12 protein-coding genes and 3 pseudogenes are annotated in these 16,221 nt (G+C 50.4%); 7 read left to right on the top strand and 8 right to left on the bottom strand.

Features of this window, described 5'->3' with window-relative positions; genetic code table 11:
* Positions 1-70 precede the first annotated feature (70 nt).
* Entirely contained in the window at positions 71-1,426 is a 1,356-nt protein-coding gene (locus tag RCO25_RS22020) for an ABC transporter substrate-binding protein (protein ID WP_308998279.1), read from the bottom strand.
* Positions 1,427-1,464: 38 nt separating this feature from the next.
* Here RCO25_RS22020 and RCO25_RS22015 point away from each other — a divergent pair, with 38 nt between their 5' ends.
* The gene (locus RCO25_RS22015) at positions 1,465-1,596 is read left to right on the top strand and encodes a hypothetical protein (RefSeq protein WP_308998278.1); all 132 of its coding nucleotides are present in this window, start codon (positions 1,465-1,467) and stop codon (positions 1,594-1,596) included.
* A gap of 23 nt (positions 1,597-1,619) precedes the next feature.
* Here the strand turns inward: RCO25_RS22015 and RCO25_RS22010 are convergent, their stop codons facing one another.
* From RCO25_RS22010 to RCO25_RS21990, 5 genes are all read right to left on the bottom strand, one after another.
* Entirely contained in the window at positions 1,620-4,745 is a 3,126-nt protein-coding gene (locus RCO25_RS22010; RefSeq protein WP_308998277.1) for a dockerin type I domain-containing protein, read from the bottom strand.
* A gap of 300 nt (positions 4,746-5,045) precedes the next feature.
* Positions 5,046-6,674 carry a response regulator gene (locus RCO25_RS22005; protein ID WP_308998276.1) on the bottom strand — a complete coding sequence of 543 codons (1,629 nt, stop codon included), beginning with the start codon at positions 6,672-6,674 and terminating at the stop codon, positions 5,046-5,048.
* Positions 6,671-8,449 (bottom strand): sensor histidine kinase, encoded by a 1,779-nt coding sequence (locus tag RCO25_RS22000; protein WP_308998275.1) that lies wholly within the window; start codon positions 8,447-8,449, stop codon positions 6,671-6,673. Before RCO25_RS22000 ends, RCO25_RS22005 begins: the two co-directional genes overlap by 4 nt.
* A gap of 12 nt (positions 8,450-8,461) precedes the next feature.
* Positions 8,462-9,925, bottom strand: a complete 1,464-nt coding sequence (locus RCO25_RS21995; RefSeq protein ID WP_308998274.1) for an arylsulfatase — start codon at positions 9,923-9,925, stop codon at positions 8,462-8,464.
* A 343-nt stretch (positions 9,926-10,268) separates the two neighbouring features.
* Positions 10,269-10,439: a hypothetical protein gene (locus RCO25_RS21990; protein WP_308998273.1), complete on the bottom strand. Its 171-nt coding sequence runs from the start codon at positions 10,437-10,439 to the stop codon at positions 10,269-10,271.
* 47 nt (positions 10,440-10,486) lie between these two features.
* Here RCO25_RS21990 and RCO25_RS35140 point away from each other — a divergent pair.
* From RCO25_RS35140 to RCO25_RS21985, 3 pseudogenes are all read left to right on the top strand, one after another.
* Positions 10,487-10,647: pseudogene (locus tag RCO25_RS35140) on the top strand (recombinase family protein); the annotation flags it as partial.
* Positions 10,617-10,766: pseudogene (locus RCO25_RS34895) on the top strand (undecaprenyl-diphosphatase); the annotation flags it as partial. The pseudogenes RCO25_RS35140 and RCO25_RS34895, both read left to right, overlap by 31 nt.
* Positions 10,767-10,930: 164 nt before the next feature.
* A pseudogene (locus RCO25_RS21985) lies at positions 10,931-11,254 on the top strand (IS110 family transposase); the annotation flags it as partial.
* Positions 11,255-11,570: 316 nt separating this feature from the next.
* Here the strand turns inward: RCO25_RS21985 and RCO25_RS21980 are convergent.
* Positions 11,571-11,999: a cupin domain-containing protein gene (locus RCO25_RS21980; protein WP_308998271.1), complete on the bottom strand. Its 429-nt coding sequence runs from the start codon at positions 11,997-11,999 to the stop codon at positions 11,571-11,573.
* Between RCO25_RS21980 and RCO25_RS21975 the strand changes: the two genes are divergently transcribed.
* A complete protein-coding gene (locus RCO25_RS21975) occupies positions 11,977-13,125 on the top strand; it encodes an MFS transporter (protein ID WP_308998270.1) in 1,149 nt (382 codons plus the stop codon). The two genes, RCO25_RS21980 and RCO25_RS21975, sit on opposite strands and share 23 nt — an antisense overlap.
* A gap of 27 nt (positions 13,126-13,152) precedes the next feature.
* On the opposite strand, the gene RCO25_RS21970 is transcribed toward RCO25_RS21975, so the two are convergent.
* Positions 13,153-14,067 carry a LysR family transcriptional regulator gene (locus tag RCO25_RS21970; protein WP_308998269.1) on the bottom strand — a complete coding sequence of 305 codons (915 nt, stop codon included), beginning with the start codon at positions 14,065-14,067 and terminating at the stop codon, positions 13,153-13,155.
* Positions 14,068-14,305: 238 nt separating this feature from the next.
* On the opposite strand from RCO25_RS21970, the gene RCO25_RS21965 reads away from it, so the two are divergent.
* Together RCO25_RS21965 and RCO25_RS21960 are read left to right on the top strand one after the other, a co-directional pair.
* Positions 14,306-14,902 carry an ankyrin repeat domain-containing protein gene (locus RCO25_RS21965; protein WP_374992144.1) on the top strand — a complete coding sequence of 199 codons (597 nt, stop codon included), beginning with the start codon at positions 14,306-14,308 and terminating at the stop codon, positions 14,900-14,902.
* A gap of 28 nt (positions 14,903-14,930) precedes the next feature.
* Positions 14,931-16,187, top strand: coding sequence for an amidohydrolase (locus RCO25_RS21960; protein ID WP_308998267.1), 1,257 nt, complete (start codon positions 14,931-14,933; stop codon positions 16,185-16,187).
* Positions 16,188-16,221 lie beyond the last annotated feature (34 nt).

Genomic DNA, 16,221 nt, shown 5'->3' with positions numbered 1-16,221 from the left:
CTCCTTTCGCCTTGGCAAATAAGGAGTCCGAACTCCAGAGACAGAATTCGGACTCTATGGATGAATCAGATTATTTGACGTAGAGTTCCTTGATTTTCGGCATAACCTGCTCGATAGCGGTTTCCGGCGTTTGTCCGCCTTCGGTAACGAGGATGATCATATCCGATGCGGTTTTCATCGCGTTGTCGAACACCGGGTTTTTCGCCGGGAACGGGCTGGCCGATGACATCTGCTTGTTGAACACGGCAGCGTAGTCGTCTTCGTTCATTTCTGGAAGCGCTGCGACCGACGTTCTAGCCGACATGACGCCGTTCAGCTGGTGGTACGTGATCATGGCTTCCTTCGAAACCAAGTATTCGACGAGCTTGGCTGCGGCTTCTTGTTTTTTGCTAGTTTTGGCAATCAGAAGCTGATGCTCGGAGAATACGGTCTCGCTTTTTCCTGTCGCTCCTGGAGGAACGACGGTAACGCCCCACTCGGCATCGAAGGCTTCGCCTTTGCCGCTTGCATCGCGGAAGATTTGTCGGGCCATGTCGCCGTCGATATGAAGGCCAAGCGTTCCCACGCCGAACATACCTCTAAGATCTTTGATTTCAACACCTTTTGGCGCTACACCGTTGTTGACCAGATCTTGAATATTCGTCAGCGCTTGCTTGAGAGCGTCGCCCTGATCGAATACGACCTCACCCTGATCGTTCATGAACGTTCCACCGTAAGTCAATACGTCGCGGAACAGCATGTTGCCGGAATAGGAGAGGGAAGCATTGTTAATGCCGATGCCATAGATCGGATTGCCGTTTGCATCCTTCTTCAGGCTGGCAATTTTCTTGGCCACCTCGATCATTTCATCCCAAGTTGCCGGAGGCGTCTCCGGGTCTAAGCCTGCAGCTTTGAACAAGTTTTTATTCCAGAACAAAGCGTTCGGATGCGGCGCCCAAGGGAAAGCCATAATTTTGCCGTCGTATGTGACGCCTTGTTTGCTTCCTTCCACAATGTCGCCGAGCGCGTCTGCGGATACAAGTCCTTCGAGCGGAGCCGCAATGCTCGCGCCGACGAAAGCGGCGGAGAAGTTCTGGTTCGCCATCATGACATCCGGAGGGTTGCCGCCGGTTGAGCTGATCAAAATTTGGTCTTTGTATTGGTTGAACGGAATGCCCAGCGACTTGACCTTAATGCCGGGATTGGCTGTCTCGAAATCCGCAATCATCTTTTCGTAAGCCGCTTTGGTAGCATCCTCCACGGAGATCCAGTTTGCGAATGTGATTTCGGTTACCTCGCCGCCGCTTGTTTCACCTTTGCTGTTATTCGTTTTTGCCGGTTCGTTGCTGTTGTTCCCTCCATTGCCGTTGCCGTTTCCGCAGGCGGTGGAGAAGGCTACGATCAGGGTGAGCAGAATCGTGGTGAATTGAAATTTTAACCCCTTCATTCCTTTCATCCTCTCTATGATTGCTGGTGCTGATAGTTTTGATTATAAAGGATGGATTCCCCGCCGATTTCGTTTTTATTCTGCTGTTTTGTTCCGTTATTCAGTTCTCGTCCGGTGAAAAAGCGGCAGCGCTGAGTGAGCCCGCCGATTGGCGGGCTGCAGAGGTGTAAAGGGCCCTTACAGCGAGAGCGGCCTAAGCGGCGGCTTCGAGCAGGCGGCGAGCGAGGATGGCCAGATCCTCTAGGCCGATAGTGCCGTCGCCATCGATGTCAGCAGCCTTAATTGTCTGCCAGCTCGGGTTGGAGCTTGTTTTGCCGTAGTGGGCGGATACCATCGCGAGGTCGCCGACGCTGATTTTGCCGTCGCCGTTCAAGTCGCCACTACTGCCGGTCGCAGGCGCTACGGCAACCGTATGTGCCGATGCGGCCGCGGCGAATTCCGCGCCGTCGCCACCCGCCAAAGTCGCGGACTCGACTGAGACCGCGGCGGAAGCCTGCTCCGCGACCGTCTTGGCTTCGAAGGTCAGATTCAGCAGCTGCGGAAGGTCGCCGGATATCGCATTCTCCAGTCCCAGGCTCGCCAAGAGAATCCGCAGTGATCCGTCCTCCTGTGCCTTCTCGCTAATAATCGATATGCCGGGTACCAAAGATTCCGCATCGACGAATCGGAGTACGTCAGTATCGTAGCGGACAACAAAATCTTGGCCCATGACAGGTATCTCGGCATTCATGATACCGTAGCTGAGCGCAATGAATTCGCCGGACATCATAGCATCCGGACCGTCTACAGTCGTCTGCAGAACTTCTGCCGGTTCGCCCGGAGTCGAGACGCTTATTTCGTCGACATAGAATACTCCGCCTGCGCTTCCGCTCGGAACTTGCAGACGCAGCTTGCTGATCGCGTTCGTGCTTGGCCCGAGTGTGCCGACGCCGACCTTGACCCCGTCAAGGAACACGATATAGCTCGATGTCTCGCGGTCCACGAACACCTCCAGCAGTATCCAGCTGTTCGCCGCATACGGGGTGGTCGTATCGACGAAGCTTGCGCCTCGCGTATAACTGACGTTGCCGCTCATGTTCAAGCTGAGCTTGAGCACTTCACCATTACTCGCATCGAGAACATGCAGGCCAAGCGGCGTATTGGTTTGGCCGGCCATGACTTTGGCCGACAGCTTCACGGTTCCCGCCTGTTCGGGGAACGTCCAGATGCCTCTGTTCAGCGTGCCGGATTGGCTTAGCTTCAGAGCTTTGGCGCCGCCTTGACTCGCAACGACCGGAGTAACGTTGCCGCTAGTCTCCCAGCCTGCAGGCGCGGAGCCGACGGTCATCGCCTCGAAGTTCTCTGCTGCCGCCGCATCCCACAATGCCGTGATGAGATCCACCGTTAAGGCGGCGCTTCCGATTGGCTCACCTTGCGAGGTAGACGCGGTAACCGTGATCGGATAAGAAGCAATCGGTTGTTGACTATCGCCTGTAAGGTTGAATTCTACCGTTGCGCTCTGCTGAGCACCCAGCCCAGGAATCGTTTGGAGGCTTGGCGTCATTTGCACCCCTGCAGGTCCCGCAGCCGACACCGAGATATTCGTTTGCGCTCCTGCACAAGGGTTTTGAACCGTCGCCGTTATTGTCGCGCTTCCGCTGCTGAGATTGATATGGTTAAGGGCGGCGGAGAATGCAGGCATGCAGCCTGTTTCAGGCAGCGGGAGAACGCCGTCCCCTTCGTAAGCCCCGATGTTCGGAAGCGCGGTGGCGGATACCGCATTGGCGAAGTAATCCAATCCTCCGTTATTCGAGGCAAGCTTGCCGGCCCCAAGCGCGGAGGAGCCTACGCCGAGTTGCAACCCGTGAGGATTCAGCTGTGCCGGATTCATGAACCCAGGATCGGTCAGAATGGTTCCCGCAGCCATGCTTGGCGCAGGCGCGATGTTATAGAACACATTGTTGTCGAGCGTAAAGTTGACCGTTTTTTCTCCGGTTTTGACATCCCAGCTTATCGTGCCGGCACCCGTCTTGTAGACGATATTATTGAAGTATTTCACATTGCTGATCGTTCCGGTGTTTTGCCCGAAAGCTCTGGCAGAAATGTTGTCTCCTGCATAGATCGTATTGTTGTAGATTTCGCCGTTGCTTATTGTGCCGCCGCAGCCGATCATGAAATGTTCGGCTTTGTCGTTGATGGAGATGTTGTAACGGATCGTGAAGTTTTTGACATTGGGAGGAGAGGTCGGATCCGGGCAAAACAGGAAAAAGCCGCCTTCATTGTTAGAGGACACATTGTATTGGAAGACGGTGCGGTTGGTAGCGTGATCGATATCGAACGCCATGCCGTCCAGCGTGCTTACGCCTCCGGAAGCACGGTTGTACTGGAAGGTAACATCGTCCGAATTGGCGACCCACATGCCCGCGTTATAAGATCTGGAGCGGACGTTGAAGCCGTCGAGCGTATTGCGCTCCACAAGCCCTACGCTTACCATTTTCATTACAATGCCGTCCCCTCCGATATCCGTCAGTTGATTGCCTTTAATCAGGGCATTCGTATGCGGATACCAGTTCGCGGAGCAGTCGCTGCCCCAGCGCTTCAGATCAGGCCGCTTGCACCAGTTCGACCAGAAGTAGATGCCTTGGCGGTCGACGGAATATACTTCATTATCGAGGATCTGAATATCGTGGAATGCAGTCGGCGTGACCGTACCTTGCGCTTCGATAATGATGCCGCCCGAAGCGTAGCCGAATTTGCCGGTGCTCGAAGAGGCGCCTTCATTGAAGGAGGAAGGCATAACGCCTCGAACGTCATGCACGGTCAAGTTTTGGACCACGACGCCGTTCAGGTCGCCGCCGTTTTCACCGAGAACATGCAGGCCGCGTCTCGGCGTTTTGTTGTCGCCGGGCGCCGTAAGCTCCAGATCTTGGATTTGCACGTAGGCCATATTTTTCAGCAATACGGCATTGGTTTGCCCGTTTGCGTTAATGACCGGTTTATCCGTGCCCGTTCCGTATGCGCCGATGACGATAGGGTCGGCTTCCGTGCCGGAGCCCGAAGGGCCGAATTGGCCGAGACAAACCGAACCGCGCTTGAATAGGACGGAGTCGCCAGGCTGCAGCACGAGCTGATGAATGGCTCCCAGTGTCGAGAATGGCGAGGCTGAAGTGCCGCTGCCGTTCGTAGTAAGCGAGCAATCGACGTAGTAAGCGTTTCCATTTCCGGTCGCGGCATTATCCTCGGCGAACAGTACGGAATCGTTGAACCATAACGTCCCAAGCAGAAGCAGAAGTCCAGCGATGCCAAAGCATACATTTTTTCTAGTTAACAATCGCATCATGTCAAATTTCACCTCTTCATTAGGTATAAGAGCTTTGATCATTATGTCTTCAACTTAGATGCCCGTCCGTCATAGCCTCCTTTCCGTATCGATGGTTTAAGGCCGCATAGCGTTTGCGGGTCTGAATGTCATGTCATGCATGCCGGTCAACCCTCATTCTAATGGAAAGGTTCAAAAAAGAAATTTGGATTATTCTGTTGTTTCATTCTTATTTTCTGTTTTTCTTGAAAAAAAGCCCCATGAGGCGCCGCCGTAATTCGGCAAGCTCTCATGGGGCCTAATGTCGTGATAAAAGCCACTCTAGGAGGAAGTGACGTTCATGCTTTTTTTATACTCCAGCGGAGACAGGCCTGTCGTCTTTTTGAACACTTTGGCGAAGTGGCTGGAATTCGTATAGCCGACCTTCTCGGCCAATTCGCTGATGTTGCACCGACCGAGCACGAGCAGCTCCTTAGCCTTGTCCAATCGATAGTTCGTCAAATAGTCGTTAAAGTTTACGCCCATCTCTTTTTTGAACAATCCCGACAAATACGTTTTGTTCAAATGAACAAGGCCGGCCACTTCCGGCAGTGAGATGTTCCGGGAATAGTTGTTTGCAATGTAGTTGCAGATTTCGACGATAGCCGGACTTCTCTTCTTGATCGAGATCGATTCGATGAAAGCATGCAACTGCGCAAGCAGCCACTCCTTGCATTCTTGGAACGTCGAAGCGTGATGAATGTCCATGATGGCGGGTTCGCCTTCAGACGGAACGGACAACGATTGTAGCTTGCGCCGCATCGCATAGACGATCTCCAGCATAACCGCCTTCACTTGCGTTGCGGACAAATGTTTCCTCGATTCGATCTCGCGAAGGAGATGATGGACTTCTTCCCGCACTCCGTCATAGTAGTCGAGCTCCAGCTGGCGAATAATTCGGGCATGCCATGCGGCCTCGGCCGCGTCCCAGTTTCTTACGGGCGAATCGAATTGCGAATCGAATTGCAAATCTTGATAGCTGACAATGGCCCTTCTTCCGTAAAATAAATTTTGCCCCATAGCCTGGCGCGCTTCTCGCCACCGCAGCTTGAGCTCCGACAAATCGCCGTAGAGCTCGCTGATGCCGATATCCGCATGTATGTTCAAGTAATTCCACAGGTTGGAGGATATCCGGTTTGCGTAATGCAGCAGGCTTTCATGCACCGACTTCCGGCCGGAAGCCGGGCAATTCACGATGACCGCGAATAGAGCCGTATCGACCGGAAACGCATTGCCCTTCCCAAACTCTGAGTGCAGCGTCTCCTCGGTTACGTTCACGATGGCTAGATCAAGCAGATCGCGGCTTTGGAATTGCGCGTTTTTCCGCTCGAAGTCTTGAGGTGCAAAACCGATCGCGAGCATAACCGTATGCTTCGGATCGAAGTTCAATTGAAGCTGCGCTCTCTTCGGAACGTATTTCGTTACAGCATTCGCTTCGCCCTGTATCAATTCTTTCAAATACACCGCTCGCAGCGCCTGCTGGTTCTCGTTCAGGGTCATCCTCATATGGTTCATTTCGTTGCCGATCCGGGTTTCCTTGTTCAAATCGAGCCGGATTCTCTCGAGCACGTCGCGAAGATCGTCTACCGTTATTTCCGCCTTGAGCAAATAATCGCTTGCTCCGAGCCGCATGCCCTCCGACGCATAATGGAATTCTTCGTGGGCGCTCAAGATAAGGAACCGTATGCCCGGCTTCCTGCTCCTGAGCTGCCCGATTAATTGAAGGCCGTCCATAAGCGGCATCCGGATATCGGTAATGACAAGGTCCACGGCATTGTTCATGCAATAGTCGTACGCCTCCAAGCCACTCCCGAACATTCCCATGAGCGTTGCCGGAAACTCGGTTTTCTGAAGAAGAAGCTTCAGCCAGTTCTGGATTTGCAGCTCATCGTCTACGATGATGATATTCATCGCAGCTTCAGCTCCTTTTCGTTGCGAAATGCCGGGAAGCGGATTGTCGCTTTCGTAAACCGGTCGTACATTCTTTCGAGCCGCAGCTCTCCGTCTTCGCCGAAATGCATGTTCAATCGGTTGCGAATATTTTGAAGTCCCGTACCCGTGCCGCTCGTTCGCGTGGGCCGCTCGTTGCCGCTCTGGATGCCGATCCCGTTATCCACGACCTCGACGACGATGCATTCCGACGCATCTATCGCCAAGTACGCCCGGATAATAATGAGGCCTCTTTCCTTCATCGGTTCGATCCCATGGAACAGCGCGTTCTCCACGAGCGGCTGCAGCAGCATATGCAATGTTTTATAACTTAATATATCCTCGTCCAGCTCCCACTGCACGTCGAACGAATCTTTCATTCTTGCTTTCTGAATCGTAAAATAATGCTTCAGATGATCAAGCTCCTCCTGAATCCGCACGAACTCGCTCTTCGCGGACAACGTCCTGCGCAGCAGCTTGACCAGGGAGACGATGACGGTATCCGCTTGCTGCGCGTTGCCGGTTACGACCATGGAACGTATCGAAGCTAACGTGTTGAACAGGAAATGCGTATTGATTTGGGACTTCAACGTCTCCAGCTCCGCGCGCCGCTTCTGTTCCTGCTGTGTGAACAACTGCTGGTGCAGCTGCTCAATTCGGCTGATCATATGGTTGAACCGGAACGCGAGGAAGCCGATCTCATCGCCTGCGGCCAGCTTCGAGCGGACGGAGAGATCGCCTTTCTCTACCTTCATCATATCGACGTATAAGGACTTGATCGGTACGGACAGCTTCCGGGCTATGAAATAGGAGAGGAAGATGCCAAGACCGATAATTAAAGCGAAGATAGCCCAATTTAATTTCTGCACGCGGTTTAGCTTGTCGAACAAATTGTCATAGGGCGACAGCATCATAATTCGCCAGCCGGTGGCCGGCATCTTATAGGTGCTCACCATCTGATTGACGCCTTCGCTGTCGGTCAAGCGTCCGTTCTCGCTTGCATGATAGGGCGTGCGGTCAATCGGAACGCCGAGCAGAGACTTGTCGCTCGCCGTCAATATATCTCCCGCCGCATCGGCAATAATGATATTTTCATAATCTTCAATGGAGCTTTTGACCTGATTGTAGATAAATGATTCCTTCACGCTAATAAGAAGCAGGCCGATATTCCGTCCACTCTCGTAATCTTTGAGCATGCGCGCTACCGTCACGTAATGCTGCTCGCCGATCGCTTTGGACAGCTCGGGGGAATCGTCGAGAAGGATGTAGACGTTGCCGTCTTGGCGCTCGACTTCCTTGTACCATGGCTGGCTCGTCAGGCTGTCCAAGCCGACGTGGCCTTCATACATGGAATGTAGCTCCAGCCCGTTATACCCTAGTATGGATACATGGTAATCGAGCCAAGTAAACGCGTATTTGTAATTGACGATCATCCGATTGACGAATTCCTTCTTAAGCTTCTGCTCATAGGAGTTGCTTGTGGAATTCGACATCAGCAAGTACCGAAGCTCCGGACTTCCGTAATAAATGTTGGACAAGGAAACAAGGTTGTCCAACATAATGTTCAGTTTCTCCGTCACGACGGCCAAATTGCGCGTTTTGGACATCTTGATCTGCTCTTCCATGCTTTTTTTGGACAGCGACAAGGAAATATAGCCAAAGAAGAAGAGAGAGCAGACCGTTATGGCGATAAAGGAAGCGAGAATTTTGTGCTGGATGCTCGATGTCATGAGCCATTTCCTTAGCGTGCGGTACACCTGCTTCTCTCCTTAAAGAATGTGGCTCAGCACATCCAGCGGAGGACGTCCCGCGATGAGCTGAGCGCCGTCGGTATATCCTTCCTCGCGGCCGGTCAGCTCCCCAATGATGCGCTCTCGCCAGCCGCTAATTTCATTCGCGTAGCCGCTGTCCTTGATTAAGTTTCGCAGCTCCTGCGGATCCGCCTCGAGATCGAAATATTGCTCCACGCCCGTCTGCGAGTACCAGATATATTTTCGCTTTCCGTCAGTCACGTAATGATAGGACAGCTGGCCATGGGCATGCTCGCCATGCAGGTATTCCCGCCATTCCGGCTTTTGGCCGTTGATTCTTACGCTCAGAGGGAGCACGCTGCTGCCGTCGACGCTGTCTGGAATCGCGACATTCGCAGCATCCAGCAAGGTTGGCATAATATCGCGCATCTCGACGACCTGATCCGCTATCTTGCCGCTTTCCAGCCCCAGCTTGCCGGTAGGATCGCACAGAATAAACGGCACTTTCGCACTGCCTTCGTAGGCGAGACGCTTCTGGTACAAATTGTGGTCGCCCATCAAATCTCCGTGATCGGACGTGAACATAATGACGGTATTGTCGCTTACGCCGAATTCGAACAGCGCATTCAGAAGTCTGCCGATTTGATTGTCGATATGGGTAATAAGCGCGTAATAGGCGGCTAATGCATCTTTCCTCATCCGGTCATGGACGATGCCTCTGCCGGTCGTCGGATTGAAGCCGGCTCTGTCCGCATCTTCCGTATCCGCCCAATCTCCGATCGGAGGTTCAGGCAGCTCGATGTTTTTGTACAGGTCAAGGTAAGCCTGCGGCGGATCGAGCGGCGAATGCGGACGAACGAAGGAGGTCCACAGGAAAAACGGCTTGCTCGGATCTCTTCTGCGCAGGAAATCGATCGATCTCGTCACCGCCCAGTTGGTCGGATGATATTTCTCTTCAAGATGCCAAGGCCTCGATACGACGGAGGCGTTGCAGTCGAGCCCATGGTCCATAATATCCTGGTCATATCCGGCCCGCTCGCGAAGCCATGGCAAATAATCGTCGGTGTAGTCCCACCATTCCAGAGCGGAGGAACGGGAGCGGTTGCGGTTATAGTGCATATAGCCGTCATGAAGCTCGATATTATGGAACCCGCATAGATTGCGGGTAGGGTAGACATGCATTTTGCCGATGCACTGCGTATGGTATCCGGCACCCGCAAGCTCGCCCGGCAGCGTATGCTCGTACGTCCAATGCACCTTGTCCTGATAGCCTACTCGTCCATGACTTCGTTGGCTCATGCCGGTTATGATGGAGGCTCTTGCCGGGACGCATGAAGGCGTAGCCGAGTAGGCACTGGTGAAGGTGACGCCTCGTTTGGCCAAATGATCGAGGTTCGGAGTTTGGATGACGGGATGATTCAAGTAATGGAGACAGTCGAATCTCATTTGATCGACGGTGATCAATAATATATTCGGTTTCATGTCGCGCTCCCTCTTCCTGCGTAATGGTTAATGTTCCGAAAGTTCGGCATACAGACCATTATAATCGGGCTAGGGATAAATTGCTTGCAGAATATTCTGCTTTTCTATTCCGGCGTTCGTGTGAGGGAACATTCATCCTTACACTTTTGTCATATCACTCACCACTTATCAATCCACAGGTCCGTAACTTTTCCATTTTAATTTCACCGATACCGAAATATCCGCATCCGACAGCGCCTGTCCCCACTGGGAGAGCACTGAAAAAGTCGTTGTTTTGTTGCTTAGAGCAACGAAACAACGACTTTTTGGCATTTATGGTTTAATGGGATCGGGGATGTGTCCCTTAAAGGGCCACTTTGGGCTCCGCCAACTTCACCATTCGTTTCGCATTTACGGCAATTGCCGTTAAGACAGCTTGTATTCGCATGCCAAGAAGACCTTGGCTATGTTGTGAAATCGCCAGGCCATGATGGTTCTTTAATTCATGATTCTTCTGTTCAATTTTGTACCTCATCCGGTAACGTATCTTAAAGGCTTCGGATTCGTGATAAAGATTGGGAAATGACTAAAGTTGGGTATGCACGTGTTTCGACTGCTGATCAGTCCATGGATTTACAAATTGATTCTTTGAAGGTATCCGGATGTGAGCGTACTTGCGTTCCGGGGATACATTAGTCATCTGGAAATTGGATCGTTTCTTATTGGTTCAGCAGCAGCTTTTATAGTAGCAATGATTGCAATCGTGACTTTTTTAAACTTAATTAAACGGGTAAAATTATCTTGGTTTGCATATTATCGTTTTGCTATGGCTGCGCTGTTCTTTTTCATCCTTTACTTGTAACATTGACGAATTTTACTCACACTGCAACTAAACATTCCTGTTAAGCCTAAGAAATGGGCATTGTAAAAAAGGGAGCGCCTCGGTATGATGGGTTTGTCCACAACACATCATACCGAGGCGCTCTTACTATGAAGTTTAAGCAATCAGACGCACAAAATTAACGAATTGAACGAATTATCACCTCGCATCTCGTCGTAGGGATCGACATGGCCAAAGAAACGCATGTCGCACAAGCTACAAGTTTCCGAGGGATCGTGGTTTCCAAACGACATCTCTCATTCTCAAATAGCTTTGAAGGCTTTGAAAAATTGAACCGATGGATCACGGAGTTACAACAGAAACACCGATTAAAGAAGCTCATGCTCATAATCGGCATTGAGCCAACCGGCCATTATTGGTTTAACTTGGCCAACTGGTTAGCAGATAAGGACAAGAACGTTGTCACGGTGAATCCGGCCACCACCAAACGAAACAAGGAGAACCGGGATAAACGTTTCAGATCAAACCAGATCGCCGCGGTCGGCGTTTGAAGCGCTTTCAGATTTTTCCGAACCTCCGAACCTCCGAAACATGTGAATCAACGGGCCCCCTTCTTTCCTTAATAGTATCTCGTTACATACGCTTAACTTTACAAACGTGCGTCATTTCTCACAATGATAAGTTTTTGCCTTCCCGTTTGATCATGCCTGAGTCTCAATAGTACTTTTTTGCTTCAGCATAAAAAAGGCTCCTGACTAGGCAGGAATCGGCCATGCGGAAGCCCTGAAACTGTCTCGTGCAAAAAAATGCTATCGGTCAATTAGCCTATGCAGAATAATGGATCATAGCAATATAAGAGATCTCCTGATCTGTTTTGTTGTGATACGAGTGGGGCTGGTTGGCGGGAAAGTGTATAGCATTGCCCTCTGTAATGTTGTAAACCTCATCGTTGAACTTGATAGCCAGGCTCCCTCGGACAATGATAACGTACTCCTCGACGCCATCGTTATGAGGTTCGGAAATATGATTGCAGCCAGGGGCCATATGCACCGTATAAATCTCAAATCCCTTTCGTTGATCAAATGGAAACATAGGGTAGACCCGATAATTACCGTCCTGTTCCAAAAAGGGTTCTATATCAGCTTTCGAAATGACCGATATTTTGGGGTTCTCTTCTAGAAGCAGCCATTTCATCACTCGATGATGACGCATTTCCGGAAACGATTGACGGATGTTTCTCGCTAATCTAAGCATGGGTCTTGTCATTCCGATATTACCCGAACTTCTCAAGGAGTTTGGGGCTGGTGGTCAAGCAGCAGGATATTTGGTATCCTGCTTCGGTCTGACACAGTTTCTTTTCTCACCTATTGCAGGCAATTTGTCTGATCAATACGGTCGTAAACCGATGATTATCACTGGACTGATCTTGTTCGCTATCTCCAACTTAATGGCTGCTTTAGCAGGCGATTTATCCTTATTATTCGTTTCGCGATTAATTGGCGGAATGGGCTCAGCTGCCTTGATCCCAGTCATTGTCGCTTATATTGCTGATATTACAACGGATGATCAGCGTAGTAAGGCCATGTCGTGGTTAGGTGCGTCGATGACATCGGGGTTCATTATCGGACCGGGGTTAGGTGGTTTTCTTTCTGAGCTAGGGATCAAAGCACCATTTTATGCATCCGCATTTGTGGGTCTACTGGCCATGGTATGCAGCCTGTGGATGCTGCCTGAATCGCTGCCGCCGGAAATTCGCCTCATGCGCCAACATACGAAAGAGAAGAAGGACAATGTTTTTCGTCAAATCGCGCTTTCAGTGCAATATCGCTATTTCATTCTTCTGCTTATTGTTTTCGCCATTACGTTCGGTTTGACGCATTTTGAAGCGATTTTTCCGCTTTTTGTCGTACAGGGCTACGGATTCACTACACGTGAAATCGCTATATTGCTTACCGTATGTTCGTTAATTGGCACGTTTAATCAAATTGTACTGACCGAACGGATTTCACTTCGATTCGGGGAAAAAAAGATTATCGGCGCCATGCTTTTGTTATCGGCTGTATCCCTCGTGTTCTTGCTGTTCTCGGGCAATTTCTTTTATGTCATGTTCGTAACGATGCTATTCTTTACGTTCAATAATATTTTACGTCCGACGATCAATACCTTGCTGTCCAAAGAGGCTGGGGAGGAACAAGGATTCGTAGCAGGAATGAATAATGCCTATACGAGCCTCGGTACGATATTTGGACCGATGCTTGCAGGTATTCTATACGATATCCATATCGATTTGCCTTATCTGTTTGGTGCATTCGTGCTGCTTGTGAGCAGCTTCGTTTCGGTTAGACGGTTGGGAGGAAAATTGTCGTCAATTGCTTCATAATGGCCATTAAATGATGGCCATATCTTTTCAATAGATATCATTAAGCTCATGCCGTTGTGTGTACATTCCTTCTTTTTTGAATAAATCGACAAAATTTTGAGCAGCCTTGGATAAGCAATGATTCTTTAGCCATATGAATCCGACAGGGGAAGATATCTCAGTAACGCTGGAAATTTTGTGAACGTGTATAGAATACCCTTTATGCCGTTTAAGCAGTGTTTCCGGAACGATCGATGCGCAAAAGTCAGATGAAATTAAGTCCATCAAAAGCATAATGTCGGAACATTCGCCAACAATGTTGGGGCGCAGATGAAGCCTGGAAAATGCCTCCAAAATTAAATAATGCACTCCCAATCCCTGGGTACTTGGTAATATGAGTGGATGGTTTTGAATGTCCGCAAGCGACACTTCATGGTCGAACAGTTTCTGATTCTTGGATGTAATAAAGTAAAACGGCTCAGTGTACAGGTGAAGAACTGAAAAATGACTTAGTTCAAGCGGCATGCGAATAATTGCCAGCTCGATTACCCGGTCTCTCACTAATTTACAAAGATGAGCCGATTCATTTTGCTGAATTTTATAAGTCACCTTCGGGTATTGTATACGAAATCGATGGAGGAGTTCAGGCAACTCAGCAACCGAAAACGTATTGATTCCGATCTTTAGACTACCGTTTACCCCGTTTCCAACTTCCTTCACTTCCATTTTGGCTTCTTCCATTAACTGATCCATCTGCAAGGCATATTTATATAAAGCTTTTCCTGCTTCTGTAACTTCTAAAAATTTCCCACTTCTCTCTACTAATGTTGAGCCGAGTTCCTCTTCCATTGCTTTCAATAGTTGGCTTAACGGCGGTTGAGAGATATGGAGTCTTTTCGCAGCAGCGGAAATTTTCCTTTCCTCTACAATCGCTATAAAATATCGCAGTTGTCTGATATCCATCGTCGAAAACACTCCTCAATTTTATATATGAAAAACTTAAGTGAAACTTATTGATTATATATTTTTCATATAGTTATCTTCATGTTAGCATATTTGTATTGAGCGAAAAAGGAGTCTGACGATGTATCGTCTCTTCATGATTTTAGTTGTTATTTTGCTTGCCGCATGTCGTACGGTTCCGAACTCCTCGCAGAATTTACCGAAAGAAACGCTATCAAAAGAAAAGAAGGTGGAAATGATGAACGAACAATTGATTATTGCCGCAGAGAAGGGAGACACTGAAACCGTTCTGAAACTGCTTCAAGACGGAGCAGATATCAATGCAACGGATGAACGCGGAAGAACAGCCGTCATGGCAGCGACTTACAACAATCAGGTAGAATTGGTAAAGGCACTGATCCAAAAAGGTGCGGACATTAACATTCGCGACAACATCTTAAATAATGTTCTCTTGTATGCCGGAGCGGAAGGATTGCTCGATATCGTAAAACTCGCAATTGATGCCGATGCCGATACAAAACTTACGAACCGGTATGGGGGGACGGCTCTTATTCCTGCTTCGGAACGTGGACATGTTGAAGTGGTTAATGAACTTCTTACTCATTCGGATATGGATGTCAATCACATCAATAATTTGCATTGGACAGCATTATTGGAAGCGGTCATTTTAGGTAACGGAGGTGAAAAGCATCAAAAAATCGTACAACTGTTAGTCGATCATGGGGCCGATGTGCATATTGCGGACAAAGACGGCGTAACGCCGCTCGCGCATGCCAAGATGCGAGGCTACAGCGAGATCGAGCAAGTTTTGCTGAAAGCGGAACAAACCCGCTAGAATGTACGCACATTGGGAGGCGAAGGACATGCATGAGGATTTTTGGTTGAGGAATGTCCGTTTGGAGAACGGATATTTAAAAGAAAACGGTTCCGTCACGGGAACGACGACGGATTTATATCATCTGCGGATCGAGAACGGCACGATTGCGGAAATCGCGTCCGCGAGCGAGACGCCGCATGGAGCAAAGCCCGGTGAAGCGAAATCAGATAGAGCGCTGCCCGTTCTTGATGCGCGCGGCCTGCTCGCGCTGCCGTCTTTCGTGGAGAAGCATTGCCATTTGGACAAGACGCTGCTCGGTGACCGTTGGCGGCCTGTTCGTCCGGCGCCTACGATATTTGAACGTTTCGAGATCGAGAAGAACACGCTGCCCAAGCTGGCAACAACGATGAAGGAACGAGCCGAAACGCTGCTCGGCATCTTGCTGCGGGCCGGTTCGACGCATGTTCGCACTCATGTCGACATTTACCCGGAAGTCGGGCTTCGTCACTTGGAGGCCATACAGGAAGCGCTCGCCGTCTTCGAGGGCAAATTGTCTTTCGAGATCGTCGCTTTTCCACAGCACGGACTTCTCCGCTCGCAATCCGCTCGGCTTGTCAAGGAGGCGCTGAGCCACGGATGCGGGTTGATCGGCGGCGTAGATCCGGCAACCGTGGACGGCGATATGGAAAAATCGCTGCAACAGATGATGGAGCTGGCCGTGGAAGCGAACTCGGAGGTTGATTTGCATCTGCATGATGGGGGCGGGCTAGGTCTTGCGACCATCAAGCGACTGGCAGCGCTCACGGAAGAAGCGGGTTGGCAGGGCAGAGTATCGGTGAGCCACGCTTTCGCTTTGGGGGATATGGCCGGACAGGAAGCCGATGAAGTGGCGCAAATGCTTGCCGAACTCGGAATCACGATCATTACGAGCGTGCCGTTCGGCAGAGCGATTCCTCCGGTGAACTTCCTTCAAGCGAAGAAGGTGACGGTGGCGGTAGGGTGCGATAACATTTTCGATTCGTGGTCTCCTTTCGGAAACGGAGATCTATTGGAGCGTGCGGGCCGTTTGGCGGAGCGTTTCGGAAGAAGCACGGAACAGGCGCTGGCCGAGACGCTGGGGTTCATTACCGGCGGTATAACGCCGCTGAACAAAGAAGGACAGCGGACTTGGCCGAAAGCGGGGGATGAGGCGAGCATGGTGTTCGCCGAAGCAAGCTGCTCCGCGGAAGCGGTGGCCAGAAGGGCGAATCGGCCCGTCGTTATGTACAAAGGGAAGATCGTTGCCGGTTCACTTGAAATATAAGAAAGTATAAATTTGAACCTTATACGATGCTTAT

This window comes from Paenibacillus sp. LHD-38, from assembly GCF_031157315.1.
Classification (GTDB): domain Bacteria; phylum Bacillota; class Bacilli; order Paenibacillales; family Paenibacillaceae; genus Pristimantibacillus.
This window is presented reverse-complemented; position numbering and strand designations above follow the sequence as displayed.